The organism is Agrobacterium sp. GD03872 (assembly GCF_029840625.1).
GTDB lineage: Bacteria > Pseudomonadota > Alphaproteobacteria > Rhizobiales > Rhizobiaceae > Agrobacterium > Agrobacterium fabrum_A.
This window is the reverse complement of the sequence record NZ_JAOCCY010000001.1, coordinates 219,023-230,576: the sequence shown is the minus strand read 5'-3', so window position 1 is coordinate 230,576 and position 11,554 is coordinate 219,023. Positions and strand designations below refer to the sequence as shown.

At 58.5% G+C, this 11,554-nt stretch carries 10 protein-coding genes; 7 read left to right on the top strand and 3 right to left on the bottom strand.

What is annotated here, in order from left to right:
- The first annotated feature begins 20 nt into the window (after positions 1-20).
- From N5D22_RS01025 to N5D22_RS01000, 6 genes are all read left to right on the top strand, one after another.
- Positions 21-1,466, top strand: a complete 1,446-nt coding sequence (locus N5D22_RS01025; protein WP_279655687.1) for a homospermidine synthase — start codon at positions 21-23, stop codon at positions 1,464-1,466.
- A gap of 149 nt (positions 1,467-1,615) precedes the next feature.
- A complete protein-coding gene (gene omp10 / locus N5D22_RS01020) occupies positions 1,616-1,990 on the top strand; it encodes an outer membrane lipoprotein Omp10 (protein ID WP_279655686.1) in 375 nt (124 codons plus the stop codon).
- 217 nt (positions 1,991-2,207) lie between these two features.
- Entirely contained in the window at positions 2,208-4,148 is a 1,941-nt protein-coding gene (locus tag N5D22_RS01015; RefSeq protein ID WP_279655685.1) for a 5'-nucleotidase C-terminal domain-containing protein, read from the top strand.
- 355 nt (positions 4,149-4,503) lie between these two features.
- Entirely contained in the window at positions 4,504-5,538 is a 1,035-nt protein-coding gene (gene hemH / locus N5D22_RS01010) for a ferrochelatase (RefSeq protein WP_279655684.1), read from the top strand.
- Positions 5,539-5,597: 59 nt separating this feature from the next.
- Positions 5,598-6,641 (top strand): SPFH domain-containing protein, encoded by a 1,044-nt coding sequence (locus N5D22_RS01005; RefSeq protein ID WP_279655854.1) that lies wholly within the window; start codon positions 5,598-5,600, stop codon positions 6,639-6,641.
- Positions 6,642-6,643: 2 nt separating this feature from the next.
- Complete coding sequence (locus N5D22_RS01000) at positions 6,644-7,108, top strand: NfeD family protein (protein ID WP_279655683.1); 465 nt, start codon at positions 6,644-6,646, stop codon at positions 7,106-7,108.
- Between the two features lie 18 nt (positions 7,109-7,126).
- Here N5D22_RS01000 and N5D22_RS00995 read toward each other — a convergent pair whose 3' ends face one another.
- Positions 7,127-8,122 (bottom strand): KpsF/GutQ family sugar-phosphate isomerase, encoded by a 996-nt coding sequence (locus N5D22_RS00995; RefSeq protein WP_279655682.1) that lies wholly within the window; start codon positions 8,120-8,122, stop codon positions 7,127-7,129.
- A 110-nt stretch (positions 8,123-8,232) separates the two neighbouring features.
- Positions 8,233-8,598 (bottom strand): PAS domain-containing protein, encoded by a 366-nt coding sequence (locus N5D22_RS00990; RefSeq protein WP_347881146.1) that lies wholly within the window; start codon positions 8,596-8,598, stop codon positions 8,233-8,235.
- A 418-nt stretch (positions 8,599-9,016) separates the two neighbouring features.
- On the opposite strand from N5D22_RS00990, the gene uppP reads away from it, so the two are divergent.
- Entirely contained in the window at positions 9,017-10,522 is a 1,506-nt protein-coding gene (gene uppP / locus N5D22_RS00985; protein WP_279655680.1) for a polysaccharide biosynthesis protein UppP, read from the top strand.
- Positions 10,523-10,578: 56 nt separating this feature from the next.
- Here the strand turns inward: uppP and galU are convergent, their stop codons facing one another.
- Positions 10,579-11,466, bottom strand: a complete 888-nt coding sequence (gene galU / locus N5D22_RS00980) for a UTP--glucose-1-phosphate uridylyltransferase GalU (protein ID WP_279655679.1) — start codon at positions 11,464-11,466, stop codon at positions 10,579-10,581.
- Between the last annotated feature and the right edge of the window lie 88 nt (positions 11,467-11,554).

The following is an 11,554-nucleotide window of genomic DNA, read 5'->3' as shown; positions in this document are numbered from 1 at the left end:
TGAAAAAGGAAAATTGACGAATGACGGACGCAAACCACCCGATCTACGGCGATATTGACGGCCCCATCATCATGATCGGTTTCGGCTCCATCGGGCGCGGCACACTTCCGTTGATCGAACGTCATTTCAATTTCGACAGGAGCCGGCTGGTCGTCATCGACCCGCGCGAGGATATCGCCGCCTTTCTGGCTGAGAGAAACATCCGCCACGTCCAGACACATCTGACCAAGGAGAACTACAAGGAAGTTCTCAAGCCGCTGCTCAAAGGTGTGCAGGGCCAGGGCTTCTGCGTCAATCTTTCGGTCGACGCCGCCTCCGTCGACCTGATGCGGATCTGTCGCAAGCACGGCATGCTTTATATCGATACCGTGGTGGAACCATGGCCCGGGTTTTATTTCGACGCCGATGCCGACAATCGCGCCAGAACCAATTATTCGCTGCGCGAAACCATGCTGAAGGAGCGGGCACGCAGGCCCGGCGGCACGACAGCGGTTTCTACCTGCGGCGCCAACCCGGGCATGGTGTCCTGGTTCGTCAAGCAGGCGCTCATCAATCTCGCCAAGGATACCGGCCTCGACATCGAAGAGCCGCAGCCGCATGATCGGGAAGGCTGGGCCCAGCTGATGAAGCAGCTTGGCGTCAAGGGCGTGCATGTGGCGGAGCGCGACACCCAGCGGGCGAAAGAACCGAAGCCCTTCGGCGCTTTCTGGAACACCTGGTCCGTGGAAGGTTTTATCGCCGAAGGTTTTCAGCCAGCCGAACTCGGCTGGGGGACGCATGAAAACTGGATGCCTAAAAACGCGAAAAAGCAGAAAAAAGGAAGCAAGGCGGCGATCTATCTCGATCAGCCCGGCGCCAATACGCGGGTGCGCACATGGTGCCCGGGGCTCGGACCGCAATATGGTTTTCTCGTCACCCACAATGAGGCGATCTCGATTTCGGACTATTTCACCGTCCGCAACGATGATGGCGACGTAACTTACCGGCCGACCTGCCATTATGCCTATCATCCATGCAACGACGCCATCCTTTCCCTGCATGAACTCTTCGGCAATGGCGGCACCCCCCAGCCGATCCAGCACGTGCTCGGCGAAGACGAGCTTGTCGACGGCGCCGACGAGCTGGGTGTTCTTCTCTATGGCCACGACAAAAATGCCTATTGGTACGGCTCGCGGCTGAGCCTGCAGGAGGCGCGTTCACTTGCCCCCAGCCAGAATGCGACCGGATTGCAGGTCAGTTCGGCGGTGCTGGCGGGCATGGTCTGGGCCATTGAAAATCCACAGGCCGGCATCGTCGAGGCGGATGAAATGGATTACCGCCGTTGTCTTGAGGTGCAGCGTCCTTATCTCGGGCCTGTCGAGGGGCATTACACCGACTGGAAACCGACCGACGGCCGCCCGGGCCTGTTTCCCGACAATATCGATACGTCCGATCCCTGGCAGTTCCGTAACATCCTCGTGCGCTGACGGGACCGAGTCTCATATTTGTCACGCCGCGGCTTTCCTGCGCGACATCAGGAACCGGGGAGAGCCAGCAACGTTGCCTTGAAATAAGCCACGCTTCGCGGCATGGTCGAAGCACAGAAGGTTTCATCGAATCGCAGGAGAACAGGCTCATGAACTTCAAGACAAGCGCTGCTTTGCTTTCAGCCGCCATCGCGGTGTCTTCATGCGTCGCGCCGGGTCCCTCGCAGCAAACCTCGATGGCGCCTTCGCTTGCCCGCGGCCCGGCCGTCGACGGCCGCTGGATCGACCGTAACGGCATTGTATCGACCTTCCAGAACGGCTCCTTCTCCACCCGTTCGACCGACACCAACACGCTGCTGGCCTCCGGCACCTATGTCACGATTTCGCCGACGCTTTACGAAATCAACATGACGTCGCTGGTGCGCAACACGCAGTCGCGCGTCAACTGCGCTCTCGTCTCTCCGTCACAATTGAACTGCACAACGGACACGAACAGCCAGTTCTCGTTGACGCGTCAGGGCTGATAACGTCGTTTTTTCAATCAGATGATCTTCTGAAACGCACGCCTCAGGCGTGCGTTTCTGTTTCTTGCACACCTGTCATAATTTCGCTTGCGGCGACTGCGGCTAAATGGAAACATCGCGCTTTGAAAAGACTGACATGTTTTCAGATTAGACAATAGGCACGACCGGAGGATGATCGGCCGGCGCGGGCTTCTACTTTGAACAGGAGAGAGGAACCATGAAGAAAATTTTGGGACTGGGCATGCTGAGCGTTTCGGCGATAACGCTGTCAGCCGGAGCGGCTCTGGCCGACTACGAGCTCAACATTCTTCACATCAACGATTTTCACTCCCGTATCGAATCGATCAACAAGTTCGACTCGACCTGCTCGGCGGAAGAAGAAGGCAAGAACGAATGCTTCGGCGGCGCCGCGCGCCTGCTGACCGCAATCAACCAGACCCGTGATGCGCTGAAGACTGAAGGCAAGAATGTTCTTCTGCTCAATGCCGGTGACAATTTCCAGGGTTCGCTGTTCTACACCACCTACAAGGGTACGGTGGAAGCAGAAATGCTGAACGCCATGAAGTTCGACGCCATGACCGTCGGCAACCATGAGTTCGACGATAGCGAAGACGGCCTTGCCGGCTTCCTCGACAAGGTGCAGTTCCCGGTCGTAACGGCCAATGTGGTGGCCACCGCCGCCTCGAAAATCGGCGACCGCGTCAAGCCCTCCATCGTGCTTGAAGTCGGCGGGCAGAAAATCGGCATCGTCGGCGCTGTCGCCAACGATACCGCAGAACTGGCAACGCCCGGTCCCAATATCACCATCGCCGAAGATGTCGCGAAAATCAGCGAACAGGTCCAGAAGCTGAAGCAGGACGGCGTCAACAAGATCATCGCGCTCACCCATGTCGGTTATCCGCGCGATCTCGAATTCATCGCCAAAATTCCCGATGTCGACGTCGTGGTCGGCGGCCACAGCCATACGCTGCTGTCCAACACCGACCAGAAGGCCGAAGGCCCCTATCCGACGCTCGTCGACAATCCCGGCGGCTACAAGGTTCCGGTCGTGCAGGCCGGCCAGTACAGCAAGTATCTCGGGGACCTCAAAGTGGTCTTCGACGACAATGGCGTGGTCAAGGAAAGCAAGGGCGACCCGATCCTCATCGATTCCTCCTTCAAGCCCGATGAAGCCACGCTGAAGCGCATCGACGAGCTGAAGGCGCCGATCGAAGCGCTGAAAGCCAAGGTCGTCGGCACCTCGGAAGGCCCGATCGAGGGCGACCGCAAGATTTGCCGCGTGAAGGAATGCTCCATGGGCAATCTGGTTGCCGATGCAACGCTCGCCCGCGTCAAGGATCAGGGTGTCACCATCGCTTTCGCAAACAGCGGCGGCCTGCGCTCCTCCATCGATAGCGGCGATGTCTCCATGGGCGAAGTGCTGACGGTTCTGCCCTTCCAGAACACCGTCGCGACCTTCCAGCTGAAGGGCGAGGATATTCGTGCCGCCCTCGAAAATGGCGTCAGCCAGATCGATGATGGTGCGGGTCGCTTCATGCAGGTTTCCGGCATGAAATATTCCTTCGACCGCTCGAAGCCGGCCGGCAGCCGCATCGTTTCGGTCGAAGTCAAGGAAGGCGACGCCTTCGTACCGCTCGATCCTGCCAAGACCTACATCGTCGCGGCCAATAATTACGTGCGCACCGGTGGTGACGGCTTCAAGGTCTTCGCGACCAAGGCGATCAACGCCTATGACTTCGGCCCCAATCTCGAAGAGGCTGTCGCTGCCTATATCACCGCCAACAGCCCCTATAAGCCCTATACGGATGGCCGTATCAGCGAAGTGACGCCCGCCGGTTACGTCGCTCCGGCAAAGCCCGCGGCACCGGCGCCAGCCGCAACTGCGCCCGCTCCAGCGGCGGCGCCGACGCCCGCAGCACCTGCACCGACCACCACGACGACACCTGCACCCGCTGCAACCGCGCCGGCATCCCCGGCGCCGGCCGCAGCCGCGGCAGCCGTCAGTAAATATGTCGTCGCAAAGGGCGATTCGCTCTGGAAGATCGCCGCTGAAAAATACGGCGACGGCTCGCTCTGGACCAGGATTGCCAAGGCAAATACGCTGAGACAGCCAAACCACATTGAAGTCGGCGAAGAACTGGAACTGCCGGCCCAATAAGCCGGGCATGGACGGACAGGGCAATTTGCCGCAGATACGACGCCGGCCCTCGGATAACGGGGCCGGCTTCTTATTTTCCTTTTAAAAACAGATCGATATGGATCAGTTTTTGGCGAACGGCATCCTGCAGATTGCCCCAGCCCGCAAATAGCCCGCGCGGGTGGTTTAATCCTGAAAAATTTCGTCTAGAACACGTGAACAAATTGACGGCGCGAGCGTATAGCTCGGCTATTCCCGGCCAGACCTCGTCACGGTTTGCGTTCGGGCCACACAAACAGACGATGGAGCGTTTCCGGCCTTTATCCGACGCGGAACCGTTCCTCAAGCAATCAGTCCGAGTTTCAGGGTATCATTCATGGCGACAGAACTATCCCCTCTCCCCGCAAACCATCCCCGTGCAGCGTTCGGCAAGGTAGGCGTCCTGCTGGTCAACCTCGGCACACCCGATGGTACGGACTATTGGTCGATGCGCCGTTATCTGGCGGAATTTCTGAGCGACAAGCGGGTGATCGAATGGTCGCGCCTCTATTGGTACCCCATCCTTTACGGCATCGTCCTCAACAAACGCCCGCAGAAGGTAGGCAAGGCCTATGAGGAAATCTGGAACCACGAGCACAATGAAAGTTACCTGCGCACCTATACGCGCAGCCAGGGCGAGTTGATGGCCGAGGCGCTGAAGGACCTGCCCAATGTCGTGGTCGACTGGGGCATGCGTTACGGCCAGCCTTCCATCGCCTCCAAGATCGACGCGCTGAAGGAACAGGGCTGCGAAAAAATCCTGCTTTTCCCGCTTTATCCGCAATATGCCGCATCAACCACGGCAACCGTGAACGACAAGGCTTTCGAGCACCTGATGAAGCTGCGCTGGCAACCCGCTATCCGCACCGTGCCGCCCTATCATGACGACCCGGCCTATATAGAGGCGCTCGCCGCTTCCGTCAGAAACCATCTGGCGACGCTGGACTGGGAGCCGGAAATGCTGATCACCTCTTTCCATGGCATTCCGCAATCCTATTTCAAAAAGGGCGATCCCTATTATTGCCATTGCCAGAAAACCGCCCGGCTGCTGCGCGAAGCGCTGGGGCGGAGCGAGAAGAACTTCATGATCACCTTCCAGTCGCGTTTCGGACCGGAAGAATGGCTGCAGCCCTATACCGACAAAACCGTGGAAAAGCTGGCTTCCGAGGGTATCAAGCGCATCGCCGTGATGAATCCGGGCTTCGTTTCGGACTGTCTTGAAACACTGGAAGAAATTGCCGGTGAAGCCGGTGAAATCTTCCTGCATAATGGCGGAGAGAAATTCACCCATATTCCATGCCTCAACGACAGCATCGAGGGCATGAACGTTCTCGAAAAGGTTGTAAGACGGGAGTTGCAAGGCTGGGTGTAATATTGCCATAAGGATGGCGGGGTAAAACCCTGACGTTTCTGGTCCTTGGAGGGAAAGTGATGATTGCATTGGGCGGTTTCGACATCGTCGTCATAGCGGCGGTTGTTCTGGTTATTCTGGTGCTGTTTGCCGGCATCAAGACCGTGCCGCAGGGGCATCGTTACACGGTTGAACGGTTCGGGCGTTACACCCGCACGCTCGAACCCGGCCTGAACCTCATCGTGCCGTTTTTCGAAAGCATCGGTTCGAAAATGAATGTGATGGAGCAGGTGCTCCACATACCGACGCAGGAAGTCATCACCCGCGACAATGCCAGCGTCTCCGCCGATGCCGTTACCTTCTATCAGGTGCTCAACGCCGCCCAGGCGGCTTACCAGATCGCCAATCTGGAAATGGCGATCGAAAACCTCACCATGACCAATATCCGTTCGGTGATGGGCTCCATGGACCTCGATGAGCTTCTGTCGAACCGCGACGCGATCAATGATCGCCTGCTGCGCGTGGTCGATGAGGCGGTAGGTCCCTGGGGCATCAAGGTCACCCGTATCGAAATCAAGGATATCGCGCCGCCGAAGGATCTCGTCGATTCCATGGCGCGGCAGATGAAGGCGGAGCGCGAAAAGCGTGCGCAGGTGCTGGAAGCCGAAGGCGCCCGCAACGCCCAGATCCTGCGCGCGGAAGGTGCAAAACAATCCGCCATTCTTGAAGCGGAAGGCCAGCGCGAGGCGGCGTTCCGCGATGCCGAGGCGCGCGAGCGTCTGGCAGAAGCCGAAGCCAATGCCACCCGCATGGTCTCGGAAGCCATTGCCGCCGGCAATGTTCACGCCATCAACTATTTCGTCGCCCAGAAATATACCGAAGCGCTTGTCGAAATCGGCGCGGCGAAGAATTCCAAGATCGTGCTGATGCCGATGGAAGCTTCGGCGCTGATCGGCTCCCTTGGCGGCATAGGCACGATTGCGAGGGAAGTGTTCGGCGACAAGGGCGACGCGCCGAGCGCGCCGGCCGCCCCGTCCCGCTCCGTGCCGCCGGCACGGTCTTCCGGTCAGAACATCAATGTCAGCATCCCCGGCAATCCCTTCGGCTCTTCATCGGAGAAGTGACGATGTTGCAACGGCTTGCCACTGAGTTGGGACCCTGGAGCTGGTGGATTGTCGGCTTCGTGCTGCTTGCCGCCGAACTCATCGCGCCCGGCGTCTTCCTGATCTGGATCGGCCTTGCCGCGCTGGTCATCGGCGCCCTTTCGCTGTTCCTGTGGGATGCCGCAGTCTGGGCCTGGCAATTGCAACTGGTGCTGTTTGCCGCACTTTCGGTGGTCTTTGCCCTCCTCGGCCGGAAATATTTCGGCCGGAATCGCGCGGCAAGCGACGAACCCTTCCTCAACCAGCGGGAGGCAAGCCTTGTCGGCCGCACAGCCACACTGCAGGAACCAATCGTCGAAGGGCGTGGCCGGATCAGGCTGGATGACACCTGGTGGCCGGTGAACGGCGAAGACCTGCCGGCCGGAACCCGTGTCAGGATTGCCTCGGCACGCGGACGCACGCTGACGATCGAGCCGATGGACCGATGAGCTTCAAGGCTGACAGCCTCAGGCGACGCCGATCCTCAATAAATCGTGGAAATGCACCAGCCCGACCGGCCGATTGTCATCATCAACGACGATGAGCGCGCCGATGTGGAATTTTTCCAGCGTCGCCAGCGCGCTGGTCGCCAGAACCGATTTTTTGACGGTTTTCGGCGTGCGGGTCATGATGTCGTCGACCGTCAATTCGGCAAGGTTGCGCGACAGATTCCGCGCCATGTCGCCTTCGGTGACGATACCGCACAGACGCCCATCCTCGTCCAGAATGCCGACGCAGCCGAAATGTTTGCGCGAGAGAACACCCACCGCCTCCGGCATGGCCGTTCCCTTATTCACCAGCGGCACACGATCACCGATATGCATGATATCGCTGACCAGCGTGAGGCTCGCTCCCAGCTTGCCGCCCGGATGAAATACCTTGAAATCGCCCGCAGTGAAGTTGCGCGCTTCCAGAAGCGCAACGGCAAGAGCATCGCCCAAAGCAAGCTGCATCAGTGTGGAGGTCGTGGGGGCAAGACCCAGCGGACAAGCTTCCTGTTCATTGGGGACCAGAAGCACGATATCGGAGGCTTGCGCCAGAGATGAATTTTCCGAACAGGTGAGCGCGATCAGCGGAATGGAAAAACGGCGGGAATAGTTGATGATGCTGCGCAATTCCGCGCTTTCGCCGCCCTTGGAAATCGCCAGAACCACGTCATCGCCGCCGATCATGCCGAGATCGCCATGATTGGCCTCCGCCGCATGCACGAAAAAGGCGGGCGTTCCGGTAGAGGCAAAGGTGGCGGCAAGCTTTGCGCCAATGTGGCCGCTTTTGCCGACCCCGGTAATGATGAGGCGGCCATTCGACTGGCCGATGGTTTCGATCGCCTTGCAGAAAGGCTCGGAAAGGTCGTTCCGGAGAGCGTCCTCGAGGGCAGCAAGGCCAGCCCGCTCCATCGAAATCGTCCGGACGGCGGATTCGATGGCGTTGTCTTCGACCAGTTTGACGGCGCGCGTAATCATGGCCGACTGTTACTCTTTCAGCCGGAATAAGTCCACTCTCCAGCCGGTCGGCTCCAGGTTTTAGTGGATGCCGCTCGAAAGCGCTCAACAGTCTCGGGATGACGCCATGATCAATGACGCCGGTCCGGTGGAGAAATCTCCTCAATCGTTCCAAGTCGCTTGAAGGGGATGTTTTCCTCGTCGACCAGATAGCGCCCGAGCGTCCTTACCCACGAGACCGAGCCATCGCTGCGGCGCACGGCATATTCCTGATCATAAAAACTCGCGGCCTTCAGGGTGGTCAACGCCGTTTCGATGACACGATTTCGGTGATCCAGATCCACCTTTTCGAGCATCTGGAAAATACTGATACCCTGCATCGCCTGCCTCAGCGGAATTCCGAAGAGTTCAGCGCATACTTCATCCAGATAAAAACGGTCGTTGGTAATATCCCAACAATAAAAACCGACCTGTTTGGCGTTCAAAACGGGATTCATGAAACGACGCTGTCACATAAAATAAAATTCAATACGATTGGCCGAACAATAAAAGATCAGCCCCTATAAATCATAGGGCGATTCCATGCCAAGTTGAAATGTTTTAATCTTCTCATATTCGGAATATTTTCACTTATAGCTGTTTTCCTCCAGTCGTCTGGGTAGGCAGAATAGCGGCGGACACCCCCGACAGCGATGGCCGCTGATCTTTCGCCCCTGCGGGAACGCTGAAATCCCAGCGATCTTTATCAACTGTTAACCATAAAAAACCTATTGTTAAAGCGATGTTAAAACTTGCGTCGCCTGTCCGGTCCCTGGTTTCTTCACATCACTTCATCGGCCTGCCGCTCGTCGGGCCTGAGGCGATGTCCTGGGAGCTTTCGATCGGACATCGACCGAACCTGCCGGGTGAAAAGGAATGAACGTGAAGGGCACCGCCACACGTCTGCCGACGTCGCGGAAAGCAGCAGCCCTGCTGCTTGCCTGCACGATTTTTTACCCTCAGGGAAACGCTTTCGCACAGACCGCGGCAACAACCACACCGGTATTGCCGGGTACTGCTTCCGCCGGCGACGGAACGGCATCGGCCACCCCGGCAACGGATGGCGGGATGGGCACCACAGGCACGGTTCAGGCCGGTGCTGTCCCTGCCCCTACTGCACCGCAGCTCTGGCGCCCGTCCAGCAATCCCGGCGACCCGATTTACGAGCAGCAGGACGAGGCGGGCCAACCCTATGCCGAGGCCGAGAACCCCTATGAGCCGACGGTGGATGGCGGCGAAAATCCACGGATAGCGACCGAACCCGGCCAGACGCCCGGTATCCGGATCGGCACATTCCTGCTCAGGCCCTCGATCAGCCAGACGGTCAATACGGAAAAACAGACGAATACCGGCGGACCGTCCAGACGCAATTATCTGACGACGGGCATACGCGGCACACTCACCAGCGACTGGTCCCGTCACGCGCTGACGGTGACGGGTGACGGCGCGTGGGAAAGAAATTTCGGTAGCGAGAAGGACGGCGAAGAGCCACGGGCGCGGATAGAGGCGGATCTGCGCCTTGATCTCGGCGAAGAAACGAAGGCCAATCTCAAGGCCGGTTACGAATTCAGCCGCGAGGACACGACGGACCCCAACGCCCTGACCGGCGCCGCCGTGCAGGGCGGCGAACACCGTTTCACCACCGGCGCATCGATAGAGCGGGATTTCGGCAAGCTGCGCGGGCTTGCAGCGCTCGATCTCTCCCGCACGGTCTATACGGATGCAAAGGGCGTCGACGGCCGGCCGATCAGCCTCAGCGATCGCGACCAGAACAGCGCGAATCTGCGCGGCCGCATCGGTTATGAATTATCGCCGGCGCTTATCCCTTTCCTCGAACTGAATGTGGGAAAGACCAAATATGACAGGCGTCTCGACAATTCGGGTTATGCCCGCTCTTCCAATGCCTATGGGGCGAAGATCGGCGCGGAAGTCGATCTCGGCGAGAAAACGCGTGGCGAGGCCGCGATCGGTTACCTGCGCAAGCAATATGACGACGATCGCCTCGCCTCCATCGGTGCATTGACACTGGATGGCGAACTCAACTGGTCGCCCCAGCGCGGCACGAATGTCAATCTCGGCCTGCGCACCACGATAGAGGACTTTGCCGGCGGTCCGCAGGGCGGCTGGATTTCCTATCGCCTGGATGCCGGCCTCACCCACGAATTGCGCAGCAACCTCGTCGCCCGCCTGACCGGACAGATCGTGCATCGCACCTTCCCCTCCTCCGATATGGAGAATGCGGTGGAATATACGGCCGGCGCAGGATTGACCTGGGGTCTCAACCGCTATCTCGACCTGACTGCGGATGTCAGCTACCAGTGGACGCCGGTCTATGACAGCAGCGAGTTGCGGGTCGGCGCAGGACTCGTCCTCAAACGATAATCGCCAAACAAAAATCCCGGCGCAAAGGCCGGGATTTCCTTGTCTGTTTCGGTCGATTACTTCAAACCGTCAATCAGGGTCTTGATCGGCTCTTCGATCGCAGGACGAATATCGGCGCGCTCCAGCGCGAAGGCGACGTTGGCCAGGATGAAACCATCCTTGGCGCCGCAATCGAAAGTCTGGCCACGGAAATGATAGCCGGAGAACTGCTGCGACTTGGCAAGCGTCAGCATGCCGTCCGTCAGCTGGATCTCGTTGCCGGCACCGCGTTCCTGATTTTCGAGAATATCGAAAATCTGCGGCTGGAGGATGTAGCGACCGTTAATGTAGAAATTCGACGGCGCCGTGCCCTTGGCCGGCTTTTCGACCATTTCAGTGATCTTGAAACCCTCACCGACAGCATCGCCAACGCCGACGATACCGTATTTATGTGTCTGGTCCGGAGCGCATTCCTGCACCGCGATGACATTACCCTCAGTCTGGTCGTAAAGTTCGACCATGCCCTTCAGGCAGCTTTTCTGCGAATGCATGATCATGTCGGGCAAAAGCACGGCGAAAGGTTCGTCACCGACGATATCGCGCGCACACCAGACCGCATGGCCAAGACCGAGCGGCACCTGCTGACGCGTGAAGCTTGCCGTGCCCGCCTTGGGCAGAAGGCCGGCCAGCAATGTCAGCTCGGCATTCTTGTTGCGCTCGCGCAGCATCTGTTCCAGTTCAAATTGAATATCAAAATAATCTTCGATCACCGCCTTGCCGCGGCCGGTGACAAAAACAAAATGCTCGATACCCGCTTCCGCCGCCTCGTCGACGACGTATTGAATGACCGGCTTGTCGACGACGGTGAGCATTTCTTTCGGAACCGCCTTGGTTGCGGGCAGGAAACGGGTGCCGAGACCCGCGACCGGAAATACGGCCTTCCGAATTTTCTTCTGTTCTACCACATATCCCTCCTGAGAGATAAAACTTGATCACAATCCCCGCACGCTGTTGTTATTTCAAAAATAACAACGTTTTGTAAAGGGTGACGCT